General features: G+C 69.4%; 22 protein-coding genes and 2 pseudogenes. 6 read left to right on the top strand and 18 right to left on the bottom strand.

The features are described 5' to 3' along the window. Window positions 1–15 precede the first annotated feature (15 nt). The 5 genes from A5704_RS02215 to A5704_RS02195 form a co-directional block, all read right to left on the bottom strand. On the bottom strand, window positions 16–924 hold the full coding sequence (locus tag A5704_RS02215; RefSeq protein ID WP_067887194.1) for a 3-oxoacyl-ACP synthase: 909 nt from the start codon (window positions 922–924) through the stop codon (window positions 16–18). Next, window positions 908–2,011: a 3-oxoacyl-ACP synthase III family protein gene (locus tag A5704_RS02210; protein WP_067761178.1), complete on the bottom strand. Its 1,104-nt coding sequence runs from the start codon at window positions 2,009–2,011 to the stop codon at window positions 908–910. Before A5704_RS02210 ends, A5704_RS02215 begins: the two co-directional genes overlap by 17 nt. Before the next feature lie 50 nt (window positions 2,012–2,061). After that, window positions 2,062–3,051 carry an NAD(P)H nitroreductase gene (locus A5704_RS02205; RefSeq protein ID WP_067887191.1) on the bottom strand — a complete coding sequence of 330 codons (990 nt, stop codon included), beginning with the start codon at window positions 3,049–3,051 and terminating at the stop codon, window positions 2,062–2,064. A gap of 107 nt (window positions 3,052–3,158) precedes the next feature. After that, the gene (locus tag A5704_RS02200; RefSeq protein ID WP_156670280.1) at window positions 3,159–4,619 is read right to left on the bottom strand and encodes a bifunctional aminoglycoside phosphotransferase/ATP-binding protein; all 1,461 of its coding nucleotides are present in this window, start codon (window positions 4,617–4,619) and stop codon (window positions 3,159–3,161) included. Window positions 4,620–4,634: 15 nt separating this feature from the next. After that, window positions 4,635–5,522 (bottom strand): universal stress protein, encoded by an 888-nt coding sequence (locus A5704_RS02195; RefSeq protein ID WP_067887245.1) that lies wholly within the window; start codon window positions 5,520–5,522, stop codon window positions 4,635–4,637. 118 nt (window positions 5,523–5,640) lie between these two features. On the opposite strand from A5704_RS02195, the gene otsB reads away from it, so the two are divergent. Further along, window positions 5,641–9,345 (top strand): trehalose-phosphatase, encoded by a 3,705-nt coding sequence (gene otsB, locus A5704_RS02190; RefSeq protein ID WP_231968726.1) that lies wholly within the window; start codon window positions 5,641–5,643, stop codon window positions 9,343–9,345. A gap of 120 nt (window positions 9,346–9,465) precedes the next feature. After that, window positions 9,466–10,260, top strand: a complete 795-nt coding sequence (locus A5704_RS02185) for a universal stress protein (protein WP_067887186.1) — start codon at window positions 9,466–9,468, stop codon at window positions 10,258–10,260. Window positions 10,261–10,267: 7 nt separating this feature from the next. On the opposite strand, the gene A5704_RS02180 is transcribed toward A5704_RS02185, so the two are convergent. The 12 genes from A5704_RS02180 to A5704_RS02125 form a co-directional block, all read right to left on the bottom strand. After that, a complete protein-coding gene (locus A5704_RS02180; protein ID WP_067887182.1) occupies window positions 10,268–10,636 on the bottom strand; it encodes an STAS/SEC14 domain-containing protein in 369 nt (122 codons plus the stop codon). Window positions 10,637–10,670: 34 nt separating this feature from the next. Continuing rightward, window positions 10,671–11,549, bottom strand: coding sequence for a universal stress protein (locus A5704_RS02175; protein WP_067887179.1), 879 nt, complete (start codon window positions 11,547–11,549; stop codon window positions 10,671–10,673). Between the two features lie 12 nt (window positions 11,550–11,561). Further along, window positions 11,562–12,089: a GNAT family N-acetyltransferase gene (locus tag A5704_RS02170; RefSeq protein ID WP_067887177.1), complete on the bottom strand. Its 528-nt coding sequence runs from the start codon at window positions 12,087–12,089 to the stop codon at window positions 11,562–11,564. Window positions 12,090–12,174: 85 nt separating this feature from the next. Beyond that, window positions 12,175–13,824, bottom strand: coding sequence for a GAF domain-containing protein (locus A5704_RS02165; RefSeq protein WP_197508434.1), 1,650 nt, complete (start codon window positions 13,822–13,824; stop codon window positions 12,175–12,177). Between the two features lie 184 nt (window positions 13,825–14,008). Then, window positions 14,009–14,680: a response regulator transcription factor gene (locus A5704_RS02160; RefSeq protein WP_067761143.1), complete on the bottom strand. Its 672-nt coding sequence runs from the start codon at window positions 14,678–14,680 to the stop codon at window positions 14,009–14,011. A 58-nt stretch (window positions 14,681–14,738) separates the two neighbouring features. Continuing rightward, window positions 14,739–15,563 carry a universal stress protein gene (locus A5704_RS02155; RefSeq protein ID WP_067761145.1) on the bottom strand — a complete coding sequence of 275 codons (825 nt, stop codon included), beginning with the start codon at window positions 15,561–15,563 and terminating at the stop codon, window positions 14,739–14,741. Between the two features lies 1 nt (window position 15,564). Then, complete coding sequence (locus A5704_RS02150; RefSeq protein WP_067761147.1) at window positions 15,565–16,335, bottom strand: universal stress protein; 771 nt, start codon at window positions 16,333–16,335, stop codon at window positions 15,565–15,567. Window positions 16,336–16,400: 65 nt separating this feature from the next. Continuing rightward, a complete protein-coding gene (locus A5704_RS02145; RefSeq protein ID WP_067887242.1) occupies window positions 16,401–17,387 on the bottom strand; it encodes a 1-phosphofructokinase family hexose kinase in 987 nt (328 codons plus the stop codon). A gap of 22 nt (window positions 17,388–17,409) precedes the next feature. Next, window positions 17,410–19,449: an erythromycin esterase family protein gene (locus tag A5704_RS02140; RefSeq protein WP_156675510.1), complete on the bottom strand. Its 2,040-nt coding sequence runs from the start codon at window positions 19,447–19,449 to the stop codon at window positions 17,410–17,412. A gap of 156 nt (window positions 19,450–19,605) precedes the next feature. After that, window positions 19,606–19,845, bottom strand: a complete 240-nt coding sequence (locus tag A5704_RS02135) for a hypothetical protein (protein ID WP_067761150.1) — start codon at window positions 19,843–19,845, stop codon at window positions 19,606–19,608. A gap of 7 nt (window positions 19,846–19,852) precedes the next feature. Beyond that, complete coding sequence (locus A5704_RS02130; protein ID WP_067761152.1) at window positions 19,853–20,122, bottom strand: DUF1918 domain-containing protein; 270 nt, start codon at window positions 20,120–20,122, stop codon at window positions 19,853–19,855. Between the two features lie 42 nt (window positions 20,123–20,164). After that, on the bottom strand, window positions 20,165–21,151 hold the full coding sequence (locus A5704_RS02125) for an NAD(P)H nitroreductase (protein ID WP_067887168.1): 987 nt from the start codon (window positions 21,149–21,151) through the stop codon (window positions 20,165–20,167). A gap of 177 nt (window positions 21,152–21,328) precedes the next feature. On the opposite strand from A5704_RS02125, the gene acsA reads away from it, so the two are divergent. From acsA to A5704_RS02105, 4 genes and pseudogenes are all read left to right on the top strand, one after another. Beyond that, window positions 21,329–23,128 carry an acetate--CoA ligase gene (acsA, locus tag A5704_RS02120; protein WP_067761155.1) on the top strand — a complete coding sequence of 600 codons (1,800 nt, stop codon included), beginning with the start codon at window positions 21,329–21,331 and terminating at the stop codon, window positions 23,126–23,128. Further along, window positions 23,125–24,096 carry a pyruvate dehydrogenase (acetyl-transferring) E1 component subunit alpha gene (gene pdhA, locus A5704_RS02115; RefSeq protein WP_067887165.1) on the top strand — a complete coding sequence of 324 codons (972 nt, stop codon included), beginning with the start codon at window positions 23,125–23,127 and terminating at the stop codon, window positions 24,094–24,096. Before acsA ends, pdhA begins: the two co-directional genes overlap by 4 nt. Further along, a complete protein-coding gene (locus tag A5704_RS02110; RefSeq protein ID WP_067780321.1) occupies window positions 24,093–25,070 on the top strand; it encodes an alpha-ketoacid dehydrogenase subunit beta in 978 nt (325 codons plus the stop codon). The genes pdhA and A5704_RS02110 overlap by 4 nt, the downstream gene beginning before the upstream one ends. Before the next feature lie 11 nt (window positions 25,071–25,081). Next, window positions 25,082–25,279: pseudogene (locus A5704_RS02105) on the top strand (biotin/lipoyl-containing protein); the annotation flags it as partial. A gap of 143 nt (window positions 25,280–25,422) precedes the next feature. Here A5704_RS02105 and A5704_RS29675 read toward each other — a convergent pair. After that, window positions 25,423–25,521, bottom strand: a pseudogene (locus A5704_RS29675) (hypothetical protein); the annotation flags it as partial. Between the last annotated feature and the right edge of the window lie 103 nt (window positions 25,522–25,624).

Here is a 25,624-nt window from a genome sequence, read left to right as displayed (position 1 = left end):
GCAGGAGCTCGAGCGTCACGCCAGCGTGGCGCTTGAGGCGTCCCGCGGTGGCTGGCGATAGAGGGCGGCGCCGGCGACGACGTCGGCCTCGGCCGCGACGAACAGGACCCGCGCTCCCGACGGCAACCGCTCGGCCCGCGCTCCGAACGCGGCGGCCAGGGCGGCGGTGTGCATGTGTTCGTCGTCGGCGACGCTGATCTCCTCGACCGGCACGCCCAGCCGGGCGCCCAGCGCGGCGCGGTATCCGGGACGGGCGGGGGCGGCGACGATCGCGTCGACGTCGGACAGGCGCACCGATTGCTCGGCAAGGCACGCCGACACCGCCCGACCGGCCGCCGCGGCGAACCGCTCGTCCATCGCCGCCGACTCGGAAAACCGCAGGACGTTGCGTGAGTCGGCGAAACCAACTGTAGCGCTGAAGGTTTCGTCACCATTTTCGCTGTGGTCGTTCACCCAGGACACCCGGCTGAGGCCGTAGTCGCCGTCGGACCAACCACACAGCATCGCCGCGCCGGCGCCCGAGAATCCGAAGTGCTCGCTCATCCCGTGGCCGGGGTCGGCGTCGCTGGCGACCACCAGCGCGCGCCGGATGGCGCGGCTGCGCATGAAGCCGTCGACGATCTGCAGCGCAGTCAGGAGCCCGCACGTGCCGTTGGCGATGTCGAAGGAGAACGTGCCGTGGGCGCCTGCGTGCGGATCCTCCGGGTTGGCGCCGATGTCGTCCTGGATCAGCGCGGCGAGCGCCGGCTCACCGAGGTTGCGGTCGCGGTAAATGCCTGCGTTGATGACGAGGTCGAGGTCTTTCGCCTCGCATCCGGCCCGCTTCAGGCAGTCCTTGGCGGCGACGACGGCCAGGTGCAACGCGCTGTGGCGCCCGCGCAGCCGCGGGTGCGAGACGTCGATCCGATCAATCACCGTGCCCATAGCGGCTCACCACATCCTCGTCCAGGGTCAACAAGACCACACCGATTTCCAGCCCGGAGGCCAACGCCAGCAACGCGATTCGCTCTCCCGGCTTGATTCGCCCGGCCTCGAGTTCCTCGACGAGCGCCACCGTGTGGGTCGTCGAGGCGGTGTTACCGTAGCGGTCGACGGTGATCACCGCGTCGTGGCGCGGGCTGTCGCCGAACACTTCCGACATCCGGGCCATTCCCTTGCGGATCGCGCGCGCGGACGTCTGGTGGGTGATGACGTGATCGATGTCGTGGATCGAAAGGCCAACGGTGTCAAGCACTTCGCTCAGCAGCAGCGGAGTGTTGGCTATCGCGGCCTTCTGGATGGCGCGGGAGTTGGTGAACATGCGCGCGCCCGGGTCGTCGCCCTGCGGATACGCCAGGCAGAGCCGGCTGTAGTCGGCCACGGTGGTGAAGCCCGCCAGCGCGATGCCGGCCGAACCGGCCGGCGCCCGCTCCAGCAGCAGCGCCGCGCCGGCATCGCCCAGGGTCAGGCAGGCCAGCTCCTTGCTCATGATGTTGCGGATGTGCCGGGCGGCATTGTTGGAGAGCTGCGAGATGTACTCACCGCTGACGACGAGCCCGCGCTCGACGACGCCCTGGCGAATCCAGTTGTTCAAGATCGTTACGCCCGTGAGCATTCCGGCGCACGCGTTGGACACGTCGAACGTCATCGCGTTCACCGCCCCGATCCCGCGCGCCACGGCGCTGCTCATGGTCGGCTCGAGCCACTGGGTCAGCCCGTCGCGGAACTTGGTGATGCTGCAGCTGATCACCACGTCCAGCGCCGCCGGATCCTGCTGCGCGGTGGCCAGGCAGTTCAGCGCCGCCGAACTGGCCAGGGTGTAGGAATCCTCATCGCCCACCGACACCCGGCGTTCGCGGATCCCGGTCAGCCGTTCCAGGTCGATGTGGGTGCGGTGGCGGGTGGATGCCATCAGCTCGTCGGTCGTCAGGTGGGTGCCGGGCAGATGCCGGCCCGCGCCCGCGACTCGCGCGACGAAGGGAGCCTCACCGCCCTCCCCGTTCGTTTCCATCACCAGCCAGTGCCGAGTCATCGATGACACCTCCTTGGCTTCGTCCTTGCGGTGGTCCTGGGCATGTCCGGTCACCCACGCATCTCGAGGACCTCGGTCACCGGACGCCGGGCGGTGGGTTTCGCGTGTGGGTCCCCGGCCGGTGACCGGCCGACCCGGATCAGCAGCTGCGGCTGGCCGGAACCGCCGGTGATCTGCCTGATGATGTCGCGGCTCTGCGACATCTCCGTCATGTGGGTCAACGTGCAGGTGGCCATGCCGGCCACAGTGCATTCGAGCAGCACCGCCGACAGCGCCTCACCGCAGCGCAGCACCTCGGTCGGCGCATCGTCGTGACGGGTGGACAGGACCACGATCTTGGAGTGGTCCGCCTCGATGGAGGCGCGGCGGCGGCCCCCACCCGCCGGCGGGAACGCGCGGGCGATGTCGACGCGCGCGGCCTCGGAACTGGACAGCAGAGCGCTTTCGGGCACGTGTTCGGCGTTCGCTTCGAAGGGTGATGTCCACCAACGTAATTCGGTCAGATAGGAGGTGTCGCTTCGGCGCAGCTGCTCGGTGAGCCGCGACGCCTCGGCCAGCCTCGGCCGCTCGTCGTCGTCGACCACGTCCAGTGAAACGTCGTATGGTGTCACCGCGCGGATCAGGGCCGCATGCAGCGTGGGCCACGCGGCCGGTGCGCCCAGGGGCAGCCGGTCGGTGCGGCGGCGAAGGATGGCTTCGGCCCGCAGCCGGCGCTGCGGCGTCACGTTCTCCACGGGCAGAAAGCCCACGCTCGCGAGGTGATCCGGCCTGCCCTCGGTGGGGAACCGGTCGGTGACGCTTTCCCAGCCCGCGGCGGCCATGGCGACCCTTAGGTGGTCGAGGGCGGCCCCGCAGCTCAGGATCAGCTCCCGGCCGGTGTGGTCGGTGGCGTGCATCGCGTGGTGCGGGTCGGCCCACAGGTGCAGCCTCGTGCCGTCGGCGACCCACCGCCAGGGCTGGCTGTTGTGCAGCGAAGGCGCGCGGCACGCGAGGGTCACCGCGTCCCGGATGACCTGCTCGGTCGGCACTTTCGCGTCCATGTCCACCGTTTCGTCGACTTCGGTGAGGCAAACTGTATGCGCCGTGCGCGGGTGCGGGCAGGGCCGTTGGTCCCCGACGGCCGGGACGTTGGCACCTGCCGAGGGCGTTATGTCGTGCGCGCCCAGAGGTCGTGCGCCTCGCGGGCGACGAGGTCGGGGCGCCGCGAGGTGTCGATCCGGTGCGCGCCGACCCAGTCGGCATGCCCGGCGGCCAGGGCGGCGGCGATCTCCGGGGTGACCTCCGAAGTGCCCGCGGGCCTGGTCTTGATCCGGTCGGCCGCCACGTCGGCCGTCGCCGAGCACACGAATTCGACGAGCGCCGAATGCGTCTCGGTGGCCAGCCGGTGAGCCTGCTCGCGCGTCCGCGGATCGCGCCAGGTGCCGTCGAGGATCACCGAGTGCCCCTCGCCCAGCAACCGCCGCGCGCGGCTCAGCGCGGTCTCGTAGACCACCGTCACCTGGTCGGGGCTGTAGAGCCCGGCGTTCAGCACGCCGGGCTCACCGGCGATGGCACCCGAGTCCCTCAGCTCCCGGCGCACGTCGTCGGTGGAAATAAGCTGAGCGTCAAATGATTCGGCCAGCCCGCGCGCCACGGTGGACTTCCCGGTGCCGGGGTTGCCGCCGACGAGCGCCAGCCGAACGGTGCCGCTCTGCAGGTGCCGGGTGGCGATGGCCAGGTGGCGCGCGGCGTCGCCGGACGCGCCTGGGCTGCCCTGCGAAACCCGGACGCAGTCCACCTTGGCCCGCACCCCGGCCCGGTAGGCGATGTAGAAGTCAGCCAGCGCCCGTGGCGCCGCCCGACCCGCGTGCTCGGCGTAGCGCCTCAGGAAGTGGTCGCCGAAGTCCTTGCGGCCCAAAAACTCCAGGTCCATCGCGAGGAAGGCGGCGTCGTCGATGCAGTCGACGTGGCGCAGCCGGTCGTCGAACTCCAGGCAGTCCAGCAGCGCGGGGCTGCCACCGACCCAGAAGATGTCGTCGGCGAGCAGGTCGCCGTGCCCGTCGACGATGCGCCCCTCGCGGATGCGCCGCTCGAACAGCCGCGAGCGCCCGGCGACGAACTGGGCCACCAGGCGCCGCAGCAGGTCGACGTCGTCGGCCTCGACCCCCGGAATCGACTGGCTCGCATAGCGTTCCAATTCGGACAGGTTCTCCCGCCAGCGCCCCTCGATCGCGCCGGCCTCGCCCTGGGCGTCGATCCGCTCGCCGCGCTCGGCGCGTTCGTGGAAGCGGGCCAGCACGGCCGCGACCGCGTCCAGCACGCGGTGCACGGACTCCGCGGTGTCGTGGGCCACCAGGTGCGCGAGGCGGTCCTCGTCGCGGTAGCGCCGCATGACCACGACCGGTTCGGCCGGCCCGCCGAGCGGGTCGGTGAGGTGGGCGACGCCGAGGTAGCTGTCGGGCGAGAGCCGGCCGTTCAGCTCGACCTCCCGGCGGCAGGCGTGCTCGCGCTGCTGCGGCGCGCGGAAGTCGAGAAAGTCGGTCAGCACCGGCTTCTTGGCTTTGTATGCGCGGTCGCCGGCGAGAATGACGACGCCGGTGTGGGTTTCGTGCACATCGAGAAACGGCACGGCGGCGGCGCGACCCTACGACGGTCGGGCGACGATGACGGGCATGCGGACCGAGTGGACGACGGCGTTGCTGACCGAGCCCAGCAACACGCCCGACAGGCCGCCCCTGCCGTGGCTGCCCACGACGACGAGTTGGGCGGACTCCGACTGTTCGATGAGCTGCCGCGAGGGCCGGTCGGATACGACGACCCGGTGCACGGTGACGTCGGGATAACGTTCCTGCCAGCCGGCCAGCTGTTCGGCCAGGCTCCGCTCGGCTTCCCCCTTCACCGCCGACCAGTCCACCCCGGGCAGTTCGAAGACGTCGACGTCACTCCACGCGTGCAGGGCGGTCAGCCCGACTCCGCGACGCGACGCCTCGTCGAAAGCGACGGCCACCGCAACCTCCGAGGCGGGCGAGCCGTCGATGCCCACGAGCACCGGCGCCTGCTGAGGGTGCTCCATCAGCGGATCCTCGTCGCGGATCACGGCGACCGGGCAGCGCGCGCCGCGGACCACGCTGCTGCTCACCGAGCCCAGCAGCAGCCTGCCCACCGCGCCGCGTCCGTTGCTTCCGACGACGACCATCTCGGCCTCTTTGGACATCTCGACCAGCGTGGGCACCGGGGGCGCACAACGCAGCTCGCTTCGGACGTCGATCTTGCGGTCGGTGGTGACGGCGTCCTCGGCGATCTTGACCGCCTGCTCGAGCACCTCTCGGCCTTGCTCCTCCTGCCACACGGCCACGCCCGTCGACAGGGGGAGGGCCGGATACATCGGCACCATCGCGTTCACCATGTGGACGATGGTCAGCGGGACGTGTCGCATCGCCGCGTCACGGGCCGCCCAACAGACGGCGGCGTTCGAAGCCGGCGACCCATCGATTCCGACGACGATGCCGTGGCGGTTTGCCATTGCGGACATGATGTTCTCCCTCTCCTCCCCCAAAACGCTATGGCGCGACCGACCGTCGATCATGAGGCTTTAGTCACCAACCGCATGGCCATGAGGCCCCCCTGCGCCGACGGGCCTTGACGGCCGCGTGCGCTGTGGCATCGTCACAGCAATGACTGAATGGCCTGTCACCGTGGACGGGCGCTACCACGACGCGGTGATCCTCGGGCTCGACTGTGTGATCGAACAGACCTCGCCGGACGTCGTCGAGGCCCGCGATTCGACCGCCGTGCTGCTGCGGCGGCTGCGCGAGGCCGGCATCGCCGCCGCCGTCTATTCCTCGGGCCGCGAATGCGCACCCCTGTTGCGCGCCGCGGGAATTGAGGAATTGGTGGACGTCGCCGTCTGCCCGGCCGAGTCCGCCGCGCAGGGGGACGCGGCGCTGACCGTGGCGGTGGCGCGCCTGGGGGTGCGCCCGGTCCGTTGCGTCCTCGTCGACTGCGACGAAGGGGGAATCGCGGCGGGCCGGGACCACGGCTTCGGGCTCGTCATCGGCCTCGAGCGCAACGGGGGTGGAGACGGGTTGCTGTCCCTCGGGGCGGACGCCATCGTCGCCGACTTCGCCGGGATCACGGTGCGGCGCGGGGGCTCACCGTTGTCGACCATCGCGGACGCGACGGGTGTCTACAGCCAGCTGAAGGAGCTGGTGGCCAGCCGGCGGCCGGCGGTTTTTCTCGACTTCGACGGCACGCTGTCCGAGATCGTCGCCCAGCCGGCGTCCGCCACACCGGTCGAGGGTGCGTCCGAAGCGCTGCGCGCGCTCGCGGCGGAGTGCCCCGTCGCGGTGGTCAGCGGACGCGAGGTGGGTGATCTTCGCGACCGCGTGCGCGTCGACGGGATCTGGTACGCGGGCAGCCACGGTTTCGAGCTCGTCGCACCGGACGGGACCCACCACGACAACGCCGACGCCCTCGGCGCCATCGACGCGCTGGCGCGTGCGGCCGACCGGTTGACGGAGCTGCTCGCCGGTGTCCCGGGAATCCATTTGGAGCGCAAGAGGTTTGCGGTCGCGGTCCACTACCGCCACGTCGACTCCGAACGGGTCGATGGGGTGATCGCGGCGGTACGCAAGCTCGCGCGATCCGAATGCCTGCGGATCACGATGGGTCGCAGGGTCATCGAACTGCGCCCCAGCCTCGACTGGGACAAGGGCACGACGCTCAACTGGATCCTCGAACAAATCCAGGGAACCGGCGGCGATGCGGTGTTGCCGATCTACGTAGGCGACGACATCACCGACGAGGACGCCTTCGATGCGGTCCAATTCGACGGAGTCGGAATTGTGGTGCGGCACAACGAGGATGGGGATCGCCCATCGGCCGCGTTCGTCAGCCTGGCCGATCCGTTCGCCGTCCGCGACTTCGTCCGGCGGCTGGCCGACGATCTGCACGAGGCCGCCGCCGCACCCAACGACGCGTGGGAACTGGTCTATGAGGGTTACGACCCCACCTACGAGCGGCTGCGCGAAACGCTGTGCACCGTCGGCAACGGCTACGTCGCCAGCCGCGGCTGCGCCCCGGAGGCCACCGCAAGCGCGGCGCACTACCCGGGGACGTATGCGGCCGGGGTTTACAACACGCTGGCCGATCGGGTCGCCGGCCGGACGATCGAGAACGAAAGCCTGGTCAATCTGCCCAACTGGTTGCCGTTGACCTTCCGGATCAACGGCGGGCCGTGGTTTCACATCGACGACACCGAATTGTTGTCCTACCGGCAGACATTCGACCTGCGGCACGCGACGCTGACGCGCACGCTGCGATTCTCCGACGGTGCGGGCCAGATCACGAGAATGACCCAACAGCGGTTCGCATCCATGCACGAGCCGCATCTGCTCGCCCTGCAGACGACGGTCGTCGCGGAGAACTGGTCGGGCACCGTCGAGTTCCGGTCCCTGCTGGACGGCGGCGTGGGCAACACCATGGTCGAGCGCTACCGTTCGCTGTCGAGCAGACACCTCACGTCACCGGCTATCGACGAATTCGCCGACGAATCGGTGATCTTGCGGACCGAGACGTCGCAGTCTCGCATCGCCATCGCGGTGGCCGCTCGCACCACCGTGTGGTGCGATGACGCCCGAGCCGTCGCCCAGTACAAGGTCGTGGCCGAGCCCGACCGTGGCGGCCACGACATCCAGGTGGCGCTGGCCGAGGGTCAATCGGTCACCTGCGAAAAGATCGCGGCCGTCTTCACCGGCCGGGACAACGCGATATCGGAGCCGGCGAGCACCGCGCAGCTACATCTCGATGCCGCCGGCCGGTATGCCGAGCTGCATCGTCAGCACGCCCGCGCCTGGGACCTGTTGTGGGAACAATGCGCGATCGGCCTGACCGACGGCGCCGACGCGCTGCGGATCCTGCGGTTGCACCTGGTGCACCTGCTGCAGACGCTCTCGCCACACACCGCCGAACTCGACGCCGGTGTGCCGGCCAGGGGCCTGCACGGCGAGGCCTACCGCGGACACGTGTTCTGGGACTCGCTGTTCGTCTCCCCGGTGCTGAGCGTGCGCATGCCCAATGTGGCACGCTCGCTGCTGATTTACCGTTATCGGCGCCTTCCGGAGGCCCGCCGGGCGGCACACCGGGCCGGTTATCTGGGTGCGATGTACCCCTGGCAGTCGGGCAGCGACGGACGCGAGGTGAGCCAGGAGGTGCACCTGAACCCGGAGTCCGGCCGCTGGAATCCGGATGCCAGCGCCCGGGCGCACCACGTGGGTCTGGCCATCGCCTACAACACCTGGCAGCACTACCAGGTGACCGGAGACCGGCAGTTTCTCGTCGACTACGGCGCCGAGATGCTGGTGGAGATCGCGCGTTTCTGGGTCGGGCTCGCCAGCTTCGACGAGACGCGCGGCCGCTACACGATCAAGGGCATCGTCGGCCCCGACGAGTTCCATTCGGGTTATCCGGGCAAGGAATACGACGGGATCGACAACAACGCATACACCAACGTGATGGCGGTCTGGACCATCCTGCGGGCGATGGACGCCTTGGACCTGCTCCCGCTGCGGGACCGCCTGGACCTCGTCGGCAAGATCGACCTGACGAGCGAAGAGCTCGGCCGGTGGGAGCACGTGACGCGGCGCATGTTCGTTCCGTTCCACGACAACGTGATCAGCCAGTTCGAGGGCTATTCGCAACTGGCGGAACTGGATTGGGACCAATACCGGCAGCGCTACGGCAACATCCAGCGGCTCGACCGCATCCTGGAGGCCGAGAACGACAGTGTGAACAACTACAAGGCGTCCAAGCAGGCCGACGTGTTGATGCTGTTCTACCTGCTGTCGTCGGACGAGTTGCTGGCTCTGTTGGGCCGGCTCGGCTACCGCTTCGCGCCGGAGCGGATCCCTGAGACGGTGGACTACTACCTCGCGCGCACCTCCGAGGGATCGACGCTGAGCGCCCTGGTCCATTCATGGGTGCTCACCCGCGCCAACCGGCACCACGCCATGAAGTACTTCGTGCAGGTGCTCGCGTCCGACATCGTCGACATCCAGGGCGGCACCACGGCGGAGGGTATCCACCTGGCCGCGATGGCCGGCAGCATCGATCTGCTGCAACGGTGTTTCACCGGACTGGAGACCCGCGACGACCGGTTGATCCTGAGCCCGCAGTGGCCGAAGGCGCTGGATCCGATCGAGTTTCCGTTCGTCTATCGCGGCGAACGGCTGCACCTGCGGGTCAGCGGGCGGGCGGCCGAGCTGACGTCCGAGGCCGGCAACAGCGCATCGGTCACGGTGGAATGCCGTGGCCGCGTGCACCAGCTGCTACCCGGGCGCACGGTCGAGGTCGCCTGAGGTCAGGTGACCAATGCCCGCGAACGGGGGCCGAACGGCCCTGCTGAACCGCGCCGCGCCCCCATAACGTGACCAGTGCCGGGCCTTCAGGGTCCGCTGGCCAGTCTCCGGGAGGACGCGATGAACAATCCGCAGCAGCGGATCGTGGTGGGTATCGACGGCTCGGACGCCGCGATCAATGCGGCCAAGTGGGCCGCCGCCGAGGCCGTCAGCCGTGACGTCCCGCTCCGGCTGATTCACGCCGTCCCCCGGCGGAACGCCGGCGACGACAGCCTGGACATCCAATACGCCCAAACCGCGCTGCGCGCCGCCGATGCGGCGCTTCAGGCCACGGGTCAGCAGGTGAAGATCGAGTGCGACATCGTGCGCGGCTCATCCGAGGACGCGCTGATCGACGAATCACGCAGTGCCGCAATGGTTTGCGTGGGTTCTGTCGGCACGGGCTGGGTGGCGCGTAAGGTCCTGGGCTCGACCGCGGAAACCCTGGCGCACAAGGCGCGCTGCCCGGTGGCCGTGATCCGCAGCCGTGGCGCCGAGCCGGATGACGGATTCGTCGCCGTCGCCGTCGGGGAATCGGCCGGCAACGACGCCGTGCTCGAACACGGCTTCCGCGAGGCCCGCCTGCGTGAGGCGCCGATCCTGGCGATGGGCGTCTGGCGGTGGGGCCTCGGCGAGATCCCCTACAGCCAGCTCGAGCAGCGGCTCGGCCCCTGGGTGGCGCAGCACCGCGAGGTGCACGTCCAGCCCGCCGCGGCCAGGCGCGGCGCGGCCGAATTCCTCACGCACACAACCGAGCCGGTTCAGCTCGCGGTGGTGGGCGGCGAGGACGCGGACAAGGTCGCCCGGATCGTGGGACCGATCACCGCGCACCCGAGCGGAAACGCGGGGTGTTCGGTGCTCGTCGTGCGTGACTGACGGCGAGCTACCCGGCCGCCCATTCGGTGGCGCTGTCGAGCTCGTCGGATGAGAAGATGGCGAACTCGCCGGGGACCAGCCACGCGACGGCGTGCAGGACATGGGCGACCCAGTCCTTGTCGGAGACCACCGCGATCCGCTTGAACGCCGCGTGGTGCGGCAGCACGGTGCCCAAGCCCAGCTTGAGGTCCTCGAGGAATCCGCCCGGCCCGAATCCCTCGTAATCGGGCGCGATCACCTCGACGATGCGGACCTCGCCGGTCTCAAGCACCCGCTCGATCCGGGGCTTGAAGTCACGCAGCTCGTCGCCGCGCAGCCGGCCCGACACCCGGATGCCGATCACTTTCTCCGGCATGTTCGGCAACAGTTCGATCATTTACGAGCCTCCCTCACGCGCAAGGTTCTTCTTCTCAACGGACAACCAACACGGGCACCCGAGCCGACTGCGCGACGGCCGAACTCACCGAGCCGAGCAACATTCCGGGGAATCCGCCACGGCCGCGGCTACCGACCACCACCAGCTGGGCGCGTTCGGATTCCTTGAGCAACCACTCGGACGGCTTGTCGCAGAACAGTTTCCGTTCGACTCGCACGTCGGGATACCGCTCGTGCCAGCCGGCCAGGCGTTCGGCGAGGGTTTCGGCCGCCTGGATCTCGCGGTCGCGCCAGTCCATGCCGAGGATGGGGAACACCCCCACGTCGCTCCAGACGTGCACGGCCACCAGGCCGACCCGCCTGCGGGAGGCCTCGTCGAAGGCCAGCGTGGTCGCGTCCTCCGACGCCGGGGAGCCGTCGATGCCGAGCACCACGGGCGCGGCCGGATCGGGCGCCGACCCTTCGGCGGAGTGAATCACCGCGACCGGGCAGTGGGCGTAGTGCACGAGTCCCGTGGTCACCGAGCCCAACAGCAGGCGACCCACCGCGCCCAGCCCCTGGCTTCCGGCGACGATCATCCGGGCATCCTTGGAGGCCTCAACAAGTGCCGGAACGATGGCTGAATACCTGGTCTCCGTGTGGATTTCGGGCGGCGCGGAGTCGCCGACGCTGGCGTTGAGCGTCTTGCGGGCCTGGTCGATGACGTGCTGGGCGCTGTCGTGCTGCCATTCGGGCATGTCCGCGTACAGCTGGCCCACCGGCCATCCGACCACGACGGGGGGAACCGCGTGCACCAGCGTGATGGGCAGATCACGCATGAGGGCCTCCCGCGTCCCCCAGGCCACGGCGGCGTCGGATGCCGCCGACCCGTCGACACACACCAGTACGCCGTATTTCGTCGCGCTCTGCGTCATTGTTCTGCTCCTCTACACGCCGTCGAATTCGGGCAGCTCGATCTCGAGATGGCGAACCGAGCCGTGATCGATTGGCCGGCAAGGCCAGCCGAGATCGAAGAAGACCGTGAGCATCGGGTGGTTCTCTTCGAGGACGTCGGCGACGAACCGATCGATGCCATGCGCCCGAGCGATCGGGGCCAGGTGCTTGAGCAAGGTGGTGCCCACGCCCACCGAATGATCCTGGTGCGCAACCACAATCGCCACCTCGGCCACCTGCGGATCGTCGACGACGACGCAGTGCGCCACGCCGATCAGCCGGTCGGCGTCGAAGGCGCCCAGCGCGTACAAACCATCCGCGGGCCCGGTCAGCTTCGCGACGAGCTCATGCAGCGGTGACAGCTGCAGCGTGAAGAAGCGGAAGTACCGGTCATAGTCGGACAGCTGCTCATGCAGCGCCAAGACGGCCTCGGCGTCGGCAACGGTCAGAGCGCGCAACGACACCAGGCGTCCGTCGAGCAGCCGAGCAGATTCCGCCGCGTCCACCGACCGATCACTCACGACCCCGACGGTAGTCCGGGGCGGCGCCGTCGGGCAGGGCCGTTAGGCCCAAGGGCCGCCCCCCTTTGGTCCCGCCGGGGCGACGTTACTGATCGATGAGCGGGGCGACCCAGTGCACCCGGGTGCCACCCTCCGGGGGGCCGGTGATCTCGCAGGCACCGCCGAGTTGTTCGGCGCGGCGCCGCATGTTGCCCAGGCCGCTGCTGCGCGTGTTGCCGACAGGGATGCCGGAGCCGTTGTCGATGATGTCCAGGACGAACATGTCGGCGACGCTGATCTCGACGGTCAGGCGCGATCCACCGGAATGGCGCAGGGCGTTGCTGACGGCTTCCGTGGCCACCGCCTCGGCGTGGTCGGCAAGCTCTCCGCCGACGGCGGTCATCGGTCCGTGCATCCGCACGGTGGTCACGACGTCGCGATTCTCGGTCAGATCGGCGACCACCTGTTGGATGCGGCGCCGGAAGTCGCCGTTCTTACCCATCGGGGATTTCAGCTGGAAGATCGTCGTGCGGATCTCCTCGATGATGGTCTGCAGGTCGTCGAGGGTGCGGTTGAGCCGGTCGGCGACCTCCGGGGAGCGCGCCCGCGCGAGCGTTCCCTGCAGGTCCATGCCGGCGGCGAAAAGCCGCTGGATGACGTGGTCGTGCAAATCGTGCGCGATGCGCTCGCGCTCGGCCAGGATGCTCAGCTGCCGCGCGTCGTCGCGGGCCGACGCGAGCACCAGCGCCATCGCGGCGTGCGTGGCGAAGTCGTTGACCAGATCGAGGTAGCTGTCGTCGAACGGCGGCTGGTCGGCGCCACGTGCGATCGCGATGACACCGACGACCTCGTCGCGGGCGCGCAGCGGCATCAGGATCGCCGGGCGCTGCCCGACGTCGGTGAACGCCTGAATCGGGTACCGCAACGTCTCGGTGATCAGCGGTTCGCCCGAGCGGAACACGGTGCCGCTGGTGGACGCGTCCACGGGCACCCGTTGGCCGACCACCTCGTCGGCGTGCACCCCGACGGCCGCGGAGACCACCAGCGTGTCGACCTCGTCGTCGGGCAGGTCGGGATCGCCGGGCACCAGGACGATCGCCTGTTCGGCGTCGGTCAGGACCCGGGCCTGTTCGGCGATCAGCTGCAGCGGGCGCCGGTGCGGAGCGGCGCTGGAGAGCAGGGCGGTCGTGATCTCACGGCTGGCCTCCATCCACTTGACGGCCGTCCGCTCGCGTTGAAAGACCTGCGCGTTGTCGATCGCGACGGCGGCGGCGAATGCCAGCGCGCGGGCGGCCACCTCGTCGGATTCGGAGAACACCCGCACCGGATCGACGTGGGTGAGGTAGAGGTTGCCGAACACGTTGCCCCGGATGGTGATCGGCACCGCGAGGAAGGCGCGCATCGGAGGATGGTGTTCGGGGAACCCGACGGCGGCCGGATGGGCGGTCAGATCAGTCATCCGCAGGGCCGGCGTGTCCAGCAGCGACAGGCTGAGCAGGCCCTTGCCGAACGGCAGGTGACCGATGCGGGAGGCCGTGTCGGCGTCCATGCCCTCGTGGACGAAGCGCAGCAAGTTTCCTTCGAGGTCACGGATGGCCAGCGCGCCGTAGGGGGCCGAGGTCAGCTTGCGGGCGGCGCCGATGATCCGGTGCAGCGTGGCGTCGAGGTCGAGGCCCGCACCGATCTCGACGATGACGCGGAGCAACTGCTCCATCTGGTCGCGGGCGGCCAGCAACTCGTCGAGCTGCTCGTGCATCCTCCCGACCAGCCCGCGCTGGCCGAGTCCGGCGAATGCCGAGCCGCCGTCGTCGCTCCTCAACCCGTCAAAACCTCCACGACACTTTTGCTCAATGTCAGATGGCAAAATCAGCGTAGTCGCAATTTGTCAAGCGCCCAAGCGAAGAGTTCCCGTCGATGACGTGACGTGTTGCGGTTGCCGGCTAGTCGGCAGGCGCGTCCGCTGGCGGTTGGGAATGGCCGGGCCGTTGATCCAGCTTCGACGCGAACACCGCCGCCTGGGTCCGGCGCTCCATGCCGAGTTTGGCGAGGAGCCGCGACACGTAGTTCTTCACCGTCTTCTCGGCGAGGAACATCCGTGCGGCGATCTGCCTGTTGGTGAGGCCCTCGCTGAGCAGCCCCAGCAGCGTTCGCTCCTGCTCGGTGAGGCCGGACAGCGGGTCTTCGCGTTCGGCCGCGCCGCGAAGCTTCGCCATCAGCGCGGCCGCGGCGCGGTTGTCCAGCAGCGACTTGCCCGCGCCCACCTCCTTGATGGCGTGGGCCAACTCCATGCCCTTGATGTCCTTGACCACATAGCCGCTGGCGCCGGCCAGAATGGCCTCCAGCATCGCCTCGTCGGAGGTGAAGGACGTCAACATCAGGCACCGCAGGTCGGGGTGATCGGACACCAGGTCCCGGCACAGCTCGATGCCGTTGCCGTCGGGAAGCCGCACGTCGAGCACGGCGACGTCGGGCTGCAGCGCCGGGATACGCGCCTTCGCCTCGGAGACGGAACCCGCCTCGCCGACGATTTCGAGCTCGGGGTCCGACGCCAGGAGGTCGGCGAGACCGCGCCGGACGACCTCGTGGTCGTCGACCAGGAAAACCTTGACCATTAAGAACCCTTCCGATGGTCGTATGACCTCAATATCACACATCCATCATCGTCCGAGTTCACAAATGTTGCTGATTCACCACCAACAGCGAACACCGGGCGTCCTGCATCACCGAGCTGCCGACCGGTCCGACGAGTTCGGCCACGTGCCGACGGTTGTGGGCGCCGACGATCACCAACCCCACCGGCCCGTCCGGGGCGGCGAGGTATTCGAGCAGTCCGGCGTGGATCGCCACGGATTCGACACGCAGCTGCGGATGGCTTCGCTTCCAGCGGGCGAGCCGGCGATCGAGGTCGGCGAGCGCCCGCCGATCGGCCTCGCTGCCCCACACGCCATGCTCGCTCTGCGCGGTGCGCCGCGAGACGACCGCCTGGAGCGCGGCGCCACGCAACAGCGCCTCGTCGACGGCCGCGTCCAGCAGCACCGAGTCCGGGGACCCGTCGATCTCGACGACCGCCTTTCCTCCGGATTGCCGGTGGTGGTCGTCGCGGCCGCGGACGATCGCCACCGGGCAGTGCGCCGAGACGGCCAGCGCCGCGGCGGTGGAGCCGACCCGGCCCGGTTGAAAGTGGCGCAGCCCGACGGCTCCCACGCAGACCATCACCGCCGACGCCGACGAACGAATCAGCGACCCGACCGCGGGTCCGTGGACGATTTCCGTCTCGATCGCCACCGGCCTGCCCGCGGCGCGGATCGCGCTGACCGCCTGGCCGACCGCGAGCTCCGCCGTTTGTTCGCCGCCTTCGGCCTCGGTCGCGTAGAGCAGACGCAGCGGAACGTCACGACTCACCGCCTCGTCGACCGCCCACAGCGCCGCGCGGATCGCCGCCTTGGAACCATCGATACCGGCGACGACCGACTCGGTTCGGGCGGTCTCCGTCATCTCAGTGGCGAACCACGAGCACCGAGCAGTCGGGGTAGCCGACGATCGGATGACAGTTCGGGGTGACCAGCCCCGCGATCTCGTCGGCATCGGCACTGCCGACCACCGCGAGTTCGATTGTGCCACCGGGCTTCTCGCTGGGTCTGGCGCCGGTGCCCGCAGCGACGGTCTGGACGTGGACGTCCGGGTAGCGGCGGACCCAGCTGTTCAGCCGCCGGTCGATCTGCCGGACGGTGGCGTGGCGGCGGCGCCCTTCCTCCATGGCCTGGTGTACCACCTCGTCGTTGTCGGGCTCGTCGTTGAGCACGACGGCGATCACCCCGAGCTCCGTCGGCGACCCGTCGGGATTGGTGCGGATGATCGCGACCGGGCAGTGCGCGCGCGCCACCAGGCCGGCCGCGGTCGGGCCCAACAGCCCGTCGGACGCCCATCCCCGCCTGGCGGTGCCGACACACACCAGGGCGGCGTCCAGCGATTGGTCGATCAACGCCTGCGCGGGGTCACCGGAGACGATCGCCGTCTCGATCTCGACCGCCTTGCGCTCGCTCTGGATGGCGGACTCCGCTTCGCACAGCGCGATTTCGCCGCGTTCGACCTCCCATTCCGAGGTGGGGCCCGACCCGGCGTGGCCCCCTCGTGGGGGGATGACATAGACCAGGCGCAGCGGCATCTGCCGGCCGATCGCCTCGTCGATCGCCCACTTCGCGGCGTTCACCGCGGCTTTCGAGCCGTTGACGCCGACGACCACGGCCTTGGCGTCCAGCTGGTTCATGTCGGCTCCTAGGGTTCCATTCGCTTTCAAGGCTATTGCGCCGGCGCCCCGCGACGGAGGGGCCGTTAGGCCCCAGCTGCGAAGTCGTTCGGCCCCACCTCCGCGGGTTCGGCCACCAGCTCGAACAACCGCTCCACGTCGACGCGCTCGAAGACCGCCGTACCGGGCGTCATCAGCATCGCCGCGCCCGCCGCGATCCCGTACCGAACGGATTTGGCGAGCGGCCACCCACGGGTGATACCCACCGTGATCGCGGCGACCATCGCGTCGCCGGCCCCGACGCCGCTGCCGCTACGCATCGGGACCGCCGGAAAGCGTTGGCTGGCATGGCCTGTCGCGAGCAGCGCGCCGTAGGACCCCAGGGACACCACGACGACCTGTGCGTGGCCGCTGTCGATCAGCTGATGGGCGGCGGCCAATTGCTCGGACTCGGTGGCGAGTCGGCGGCCGACGCATTCCCTCAGCTCGCGTACGCTCGCCTTGAGCAGATACACGCCCGAGGAGATGTGCTGCAGGCCGCCGCCGGAGGTGTCCAGAATCAGCTTCACGCCCAGCTCCCGGCAGATGTCGGCGACCCGCTGGTAGTAGTCGGCCGGGACGCCCGGCGGCAGGCTGCCGCTGGCCACGACGACTTCGGCCGTCTGGGCGGCGGCCCGCAGTTCGGCGAGGCATTGCTCCTGTTCGAAGGCGTTGAGCTCCGGGCCCGGCAGGACGAACCGGTATTGCTGGCCCGTGCTGGTCTCGTTGACGGAAAAACTCTCGCGGGTCTGGGCGGCGATCGGGATCTGCAGGAACGGCACCTCCGCCTCGCCGAGCAGGGTGGTGACGAGGCCACCGTGCGACCCGCCCGCCGGAAACACCGCCAGCACCGGGCTGCCGAGGACCTTCGCGATCCGCGCGACGTTGATGCCGCCGCCGCCCGGGTCGTAGCGCGTCGCCGAACAGCGCAATTTGTCGGTCGGCCGCACCACGCCGACGCTCGTGGTGATGTCGAGCGCGGGATTCATGGTCAACGTGACGATTCTTCGGCTCAGCGCCCGATCGGCCGGCATCTGTATCTCCATCGCTTCGTGCCTAGAGGCCGCTCGGGTACGTTTCCGGCGTCTCGCCGGCGATCCACACGCTGGTGACCTCCAACGGCTCCAACGCCCGCGTCCGGTCGATGTGAATCATCGCGTCGAACTGGTCGGCGGGCCGGACGTGGAAGTAGTGGCTCTGCCGTTCGGTCTCGGGGCGGTAGATCACCCCGATGGCACGCCCCAGGCGCACCGCGCCGAGGGGCTCCGCGGCCCCGGGGTTGAGGTGCGGTGACACCAGGAACGCCGCCCTGCCCGTTTCGTGCAGGAGTTCTTCGATGCTCCCGTTGAGGGCCGGGCGGACGACCTTGCGTTCGGCGATGCCGCCCCAGTCGCTGGCGGCGGTGACGGTGCCCGCGTACGTGCTGAAGCCGAGCAGGCGGGATTCGTCGCCGTGCCGCTGCCGGACCAGCTGGCCGAGCGTGAGTTGTCCGTCGGCCCACACCTCGGTGGCGCGGGCGTCGCCTACGTGGGAGTTGTGGGCCCACACCACGATTCGCGCGGACGGCACGTCGTCGTGACGGTCCAGATGCTTGAGCAGTGCGTCGAGGGTCTGCGCCATGTGTTTGTCCCGCAGGTTCCACGAGGTGACCCGGCCGCTGAACATCGCCCGGTAGTACACCTCCGCGTTGTGCACCGTCTGGGCGTTCTGGTGGGCGTAGAACAATTCGTCCTCGGCGAGCAGGCCGTCCCTGCGCGCGTAGGCCAGCGCGTTGCGCTGGATCTCGACGAGTTGATCGATCGCTTCCTTCTCGCACGACGGGCCCGCGCCGAAGGCCGCCGAGAAGCCGTACGCCTGACCGTCGTCCGCCGAGGCGTGGTCGAAGCAGGCGTAGCGTTCCCGCGCCCGCGCCGCCGCCTTGGGGTCGATCTTGTCCAGGTAGCCGATCACCTCCCGCATCGACCGGTGCAGGCTGTAGAGATCCAGGCCGTAGAAGCCGGCCTGCCGCTGGCCGTTGTTCTCGTGCAGCCGGTTTCGCGTGCGTAGCCACTCGACGAAGTCACGGACGACGGTGTTGCGCCACATCCAGGCGGGAAAGCGCTCGAAGCCGCTCAACGCCTCGTCGGCGGTGGTGTCCTCGCCGATGCCGCGAACGTAGCGGTTCACCCGGTAGGCGTCGGGCCAGTCCGCCTCGGCCGCGACGGCGCAGAAACCCTTCTCCTCGATCAGCCACTTGGTGATTTCGGCCCGGGCCTCGTAGAACTCGTGTGTGCCGTGCGAACTTTCGCCGATCAGCACGATGCGCGCGTCACCGACGAGCGCGTCCAGCGCCGCTTGCGGCGGCACGCCCGCCGGCGCGTCGATGGCGACCCGGCTGATCACGTCGGCCGGTGTCCGCGCCGCGGCGCCCCGCGACGCCCCGGTCGTCGGCGTGGCGAGCAGCCGGCGGACCTCGTCGTCGGTGACCTGGCGGAAATCCCAGAAGGACTCCCCGACCGCGAGGAACGGGGTGGGCATGCTCGCGCACACGACGTCGTCGACCTGCCCGGCGAATTCCCGGCACGTCGACTCGGGGGCCGCCGGCACGGCGATGACGATGTGCGCCGGCTCGGCTTCGCGCAGCGCCTGCACCGCCGCGGACATGCTTGCGCCGGTGGCCAATCCGTCGTCGACGAGGATGACCGTCTTGCCGGCCACCTCCACGGGTGGGCGCCCGTCGCGGTAGGCGGCCTCGCGCCGAATCAATTCCCGACCCTCACGCTCGGCGACCGCGCGCAACTCCTGCGGGGTGATGCGCAGGCCACGCACGACGTCGTCGTTGACCACCACGCGGCCCCCGCTCGCCAGTGCTCCCACCGCGAATTCCTCGTGGCCGGGCGCGCCGAGCTTGCGCACGATGAAGGCGTCCAGCGGCGCGCGCAGCGCCGCCGCCACCTCCCACGCGACGGGTATGCCGCCCCGCGCCAGACCCAGCACGATCACGTCTGGCCGATCGCGGTAGGCCCCGAGGAGGTTGGCCAGCACCCGGCCGGCCTCGCTGCGGTCGCGGAACACGCGGCGCGGCGAGCGCCGGGTCGCGTCAGCTGCTCTGGTCATCGCGCACCGCGGTCACTAGGCCGCTCGGCGGGCGGACGGGAAGGGTCGCCATGGCAATCTCCTCGATCCCTTTCACCATTGACGACTTTCATCCGACCAGTCCGCCGTAATCGGCGGTAGGGACCGAAGTCCCAGGCTTACGGGTCGTTCGTCGGGTCACCGTTTCCGGCGCAGCTCGGCCATGTAGGCCATCACCCGGTTGAGGATGAGGCCGTAGGCGTCACCGTCTTGGGTGAGCCGCACGAGCCCGCGGTGGCGCAGGAAGCCGTCGAGGCGCTGGTCCAAACGCCAGTCGACGTAGGTGTGGCCGGCGTAGGGCGAGTGCAGAAATTCAAAGGCGAGCTCGTCGACGTCGGCGTCGGTTATCGACGGGCATCCGTCTGTGGTAGAAGGCATTTGGCTGCTACCCGACTCGGCTGTGATCCCGGATGGCGGCCTGCACCGCGGCGAATCGTGCTCGTGCCCGCTCGTCGGCGGCCTGCTGCTCGGCGGCGGTGACGACGATGGCGTCCGGGCCCGGGAACACGGTCGCCTCCTCCCCGGTGGCCAGCCACCGCACCCGGTAGGGCGGTTCACCATCGGGGGAACGCACGGAGGTGATCAGCCCGCGCAGATCCGGGCGACCGATCGTGCCGCTCTTGATGACGAGCCAGTCCCCGGCATCGGCAATCATCGTCGACTCCCTTCGAAATCCATGGCCATAATCCGGGCCGCCCTAGCGGCGTATCTCCAAGACATCGCCGAGGGGCCGCCGCGGCGTCGGTTCCGGGCCGCCCTTGCCCGCGAAGGCGGTGCCCACCCGGATCAAGACCTGGGGCACCGCTTCGGTGTCGGCTATCAGCTGACGGACCATATCGCGGCTGGCCGGCAACTCCGTCACGTGGGTGACGGTGCACGTCGCCAGACCCGCGATGGTGCATTCCAGCAGGATCGCGGAAAGCACCTGGCCGCACAGGAATGCGTCCGCACGGGTGTCTCCCGGGGTGGACAGGACGAGCACCTCCGCTTGATCTTGGAGTCCCGCCGAACCGGGCCGGGCGTTCGCGTCGGCGGGAAACCGGCGGTTCACGTCGACGGCGCGCCGCTGCGCGTCGCTCACCAGTGCGGCCGTGGGGATGCCGTCGTCGTGCCTGCCCGGCGCTGTCCACCAACGCAATTCGTGGTGATAGACGTCGTCGTAGCGGCGCAGCGCCTCGGTGAGACGCGCCGCCTCCACCAGCCGCGGCCGCGCGTCGTCGGCGAGCACGTCGAGGGAGACCAGGCCGGGGTCGAAGGCGCTCCGCAGCACCGGCTCGAACGACGCCCAGTCCCTCGGTGCGCCGAACGGCCGCCGGTCTGTCCGGCGGCGCAGGATCGCCGCGGCGCGATCGCGCCGGGCCGCGGCGACGTAGTCGGTCGGGAGGAAGTCGACCGAGGCCAGGTGGTCGAGGTTGTTGGGGTTGGGAAACTCGTCGACGCTCGTCGCCCACCCGTCGGCCGCCATCGCGACCCGGAAATGGTCGAGCACCGCGCCGCAGCTGATGATCGACTCGCGGCCGGAGCCGTCGGCCGAGGGCACCGTGCGGTCCGGGTCGGCAAACAGGTCGACGCTCGGGCCGCCCGCGACCCATCGCCACGGCTGGGTGTTGTGCAGCGAAGGGGCGCGACAGGCCAGCTCCACCGCCCTGGTGAGCACCTTGGTGTCGACCAACGTCGGGGTCATCGCTCGTCGCCCCTCCTTTCCTACCTGGACCCTCGGGCATGCGGGCAGCGCGCGCCAGGGTCCTTGGTCCCCAGCGTCGGGTCATTGGACCCGGGGTCGACTGATGACCTTTGTCTCTATTGCGGCGATGCCCCGCGGCAAACGATGAAGGCGACTACCCGAAGCGAGGACCCTGTCATGGACGTCATCCGCAAAACGGCCACCGACTTCTCCGTTCGGCCCAACCTCACGGACTACGAACACGAGCGCGCCCAGTTCCACTGGTCCGATGTGCCGGATCCGTGCGAGGGCATGGGCCCCGGCCTGTGCAACATCGCCTACGCCGCCGTCGATCGTCACACCGCTGGTCCGGCCGCCACGCGCACGGCCCTGCGGTTCGTCCCGGACCGGCCCTGGGACGGCGTGATCGCCACCCAAGACCTCAGTTACGCCGAGCTCGGCCGGCTCTCCCGGCGGTTCTCCAGCGCGCTGCGCTCGTTGGGCATCAACAAGGGCAACCGTGTCTTCACGCTCATGGGCCGCACCCCGGAGCTCTACATCGCGATGATGGGCGCGCTGCGCAACGGCAGCGTCGTCTCACCGTTGTTCTCGGCCTTCGGGCCGGAGCCGATCGCCACCCGAGTCAACATCGGGCAGGCCGACGTGCTGGTAACCACGAGGGCGATCTACCAGCGCAAGGTCGCCAAGATCCGCGATCGGCTCCCCTCGCTCCGGCACGTCTTCGTGGTCGACGACGGCCAGGGCGGCGGCGCGCCGCCGGGGACGCTCGACTTCTGGCAATGGCTGGACGCGGCCGACGAGAACGCGCCGATCGAACCGACCACCGCCGACGACCCGGCGCTGCTGCACTTCACCAGCGGGACCACGGGCACGCCCAAAGGCGCCATCCACGTGCACGGCGCCGTCGTGATGCACTACGTCACCGGCTTGTACGCGCTCGACCTGCATCCCGACGACACCTATTGGTGCACAGCCGATCCCGGTTGGGTGACCGGCACGTCCTACGGCATCATCAGCCCGCTCCTGCACGGGGTCACCTCCATCGTCGACGAGGCGGAATTCGACGCCGAACGGTGGTACCACATCCTGCAGGACCAGGGCGTCTCCGTGTGGTACACCGCACCGACCGCCATCCGGATGCTGATCAAGGCCGGACCGGAACTGCCCGCGCGCTACCACTTTCCGCGGCTTCGGTTCATCGCCAGCGTCGGCGAGCCGCTCAACCCCGAGGCGGTCTGGTGGGGAAAGCGGGTGCTGGGCCTGCCGATTCACGACAACTGGTGGCAGACCGAGACGGGCGGCATCATGATCGCCAACACGCCCGCCTTCGACATCAAGCCCGGGTCGATGGGCCGGCCGCTGCCCGGGGTCGACGCCTTCATCGTGCACCGCGACGACGATGGGCCCGTCGAGGTCGTCGACGAACCCGGCGTGGAGGGTGAGCTCGCGCTCAGGCCCGGCTGGCCATCGATGTTCCGCGGTTACCTGAACGCCGAAGAGCGCTACCGCAACGCGTTCGCCGACGGCCTCTACCTGTCCGGGGATCTCGCGAAGAAGGACGCCGACGGCTACTTCTGGTTCGTCGGCCGCAAGGATGACGTGATCAAGTCCGCCGGACACCTGATCGGTCCGTTCGAAGTGGAAAGCGCGCTGACCGATCACCCCGCCGTCGCCGAGGCGGCCGTCATCGGCATACCCGATCCGACGGTCGGCGAAATGGTCAAGGCCTTTGTCACGCTGAAGAACGGCGTCCTGGCCGACGAGGACCTGCGGCTGCAACTGATGGGCCACGCCCGCAAACGGCTCGGGGCCACGGTGGCGCCCAAGGAGATCGAATTCGTCGACTCGTTGCCGCACACGAGCAGCGGCAAGATCATGCGGCGCCTGCTGAAGGCCCGCGAACTCGGCCTGCCCGAAGGTGATACATCCACCATCGAGCAGCGCCCCGTCCAGCACGCCGAAGGGGTGCCATCATGACCGATACGAAACTGGCCCATGAGCTGTTGTCCGACATGATCCGGGTGCGGCGCATGGAGGAGAAGTGCGCGGAACTGTACAGCGCGGCCAAGATTCGCGGATTCCTGCACCTCTACGTCGGCGAGGAGGCCGTGGCCGCGGGGTCCCTGCGCGCACTGGCCGACGACGACGCGGTGGTTGCGACGTACCGCGAACACGCGCACGCGCTGCTGCGTGGCATCCCGATGACCTCGATCATGGCCGAGATGTTCGGCAAGCAGGAGGGCTGCTCGCGGGGCCGCGGCGGTTCCATGCACCTGTTCGACGCGGCCAAGCGGTTCTACGGGGGCAACGCCATCGTCGCCGGCGGCCTGCCGCTCGCGGTGGGCATCGCGCTGGCCGACGCCATGCTGCAGCAGAAGCGGGTCACCGCCTGCTACTTCGGCGACGGCGCGGTGGCCGAGGGCGCGTTCCACGAGTCGCTGAACATGGCGGTGCTGTGGAACCTGCCGGTGCTGTTCTGTTGCGAGAACAACCTTTACGCGATGGGCACCGCGTTGGACCGCGCCCAGTCGCAGACCGACCTGACCGTCAAGGCGGCCGCGTACCGGGTTCCCACGCTGGCGGTCGACGGGATGGACGTCGAGGCATGCCATGCCGCCGCGCAGCAGGGCGTCGACCACGTTCGCGACACCGGTGGCCCGTTCTTCATCGAATTCCGCACCTACCGGTTCCGCGCGCACTCGATGTTCGACCCGGAACTGTACCGGGACAAGGCGGAAGTCGAGCGATGGCGCGAGCGCGACCCGATCCAGGCGTTCACCGACAAGTGCGTGGGCGACGGCACGCTCTCCGACGCCGAGGTGCGTGAGATCGAAGACGCGGCCGTCGCCGAGATCGAGGCCGCGGTGGCCTACGCCGAGGCCGGAACGTGGGAGGACGTGGCGGATCTCGAGCGCGACGTGCTGACCGAAGAGGCAATGCGATGAAGACCAGCTATCGAACCGCCGTGCACGACGGCCTGCGCGACGCCCTGCGTGATGACCCGCGTGTCGTGGTGATGGGGGAAGACGTGGGGCGTTATGGGGGAACGTACGCCGCCTCCAAGGGCCTGCTGGAAGAATTCGGCCCGGAGCGCGTGCGCGACACGCCGCTGTCGGAGCTGGGCTTCGTCGGAATCGGAATCGGCGCGGCCCTCAACGGGTTACGGCCGATCGTCGAAGTCATGACGGTGAACTTCAGCCTGCTGGCGCTCGACCAGATCGTCAACACCGCCGCGGCCCTGCGTCATATGTCCGGCGGGCAGTTCTCCGTGCCGATCGTCGTGCGCATGGCGACGGGCGCCGGTCGCCAGCTCGCCGCGCAGCATTCGCACAGTCTCGAGCCGTGGTACGCCCACATTCCGGGCATCAAGGTGCTGGCTCCGGCCACCGTCGAGGATGCGTACGGCATGCTGGCGCCCGCGCTGGAGGACCCCGACCCGGTGGTGATCTTCGAGCACGTTCAGCTCTACAACACCTCGACCGACGTCGACGTCCTCTCCCCGACCGACATCTCGCACGCGGCGGTTCGCCGCACCGGCGCCGACGTCACGCTGATCACCTACGGCGGCTGCCTGCCGAAGACGCTCGACGCCGCCAACGAGTTGTCCCTGGCCGGAATCGACTGTGAGGTCATCGATCTGCGCGTGCTGCGCCCCCTCGACGAGACCACGGTCCTGGAATCGGTCCGCAAGACGCATCGCGCGGTGGTGGTCGACGAGGCCTGGCGCACCGGCAGCCTCGCCGCCGAAGTCACCGCACGCGTGATGGAGGGCGCCTTCTACGACCTGGACGCGCCGGTGGCGCGGGTGTGCAGCGCCGAGGTGCCCATTCCCTACGCCAAGCACCTCGAAGAGGCCGCTTTGCCGCAGACCGCCAAGATCGTCGCCGCCGTGCAGAGCCTGTTCGGGGAACAGCCGTGATCGAATTCAAGATGCCCTCGCTCGGCTCCGACATGGATGAAGGCACCCTGAACGAGTGGCTGGTCAAGCCCGGGGACAAGGTGACGCGCGGCCAGGTCGTGGCCATCGTCGAGACCACCAAGGCCGCGGTCGAGGTCGAATGCTGGCAGGAGGGCATCGTCGACGAGCTCGTCGTGCCCGTGGGCGAAACCGTCCAGGTGGGAACGACTTTGGCCACCCTGACGGCCGCCGGCGAGACGGCGGAGAAGCGGCCCGAGGCCACGCCGGCGCCGAAGGCGGCCGCCAAGCCGGCGACCGCGCCGCCGACGGCCTTGAGCAGCAGGACGGCCGGCAGCACTCGTTCGTCGATCGATCGCTGCGCGTTACGCGTCGTCAACCACGACAACGACTTCTCCAGCATGATTTCTTCGGCCAGGTAGTAGTGCGGGATCTCCCGCTTGGACCGGCTCATCGCCGCGGCGATCGACTTGCGCATCTGTGTCGCACGGTCGGCCGCCGTCGGCTTGGTTCCCGGCTGGGCGACGGGCTTGGACGCGGCCGGCTTGGCCGCCGCG

Origin of the sequence: Mycobacterium sp. E735 (assembly GCF_001666955.1) — a bacterium.
Taxonomy (GTDB): Bacteria; Actinomycetota; Actinomycetes; order Mycobacteriales; family Mycobacteriaceae; genus Mycobacterium.
The sequence above is the reverse complement of the archived record's forward strand: the minus strand, read 5'-3'. Positions and strand labels throughout refer to the sequence as shown.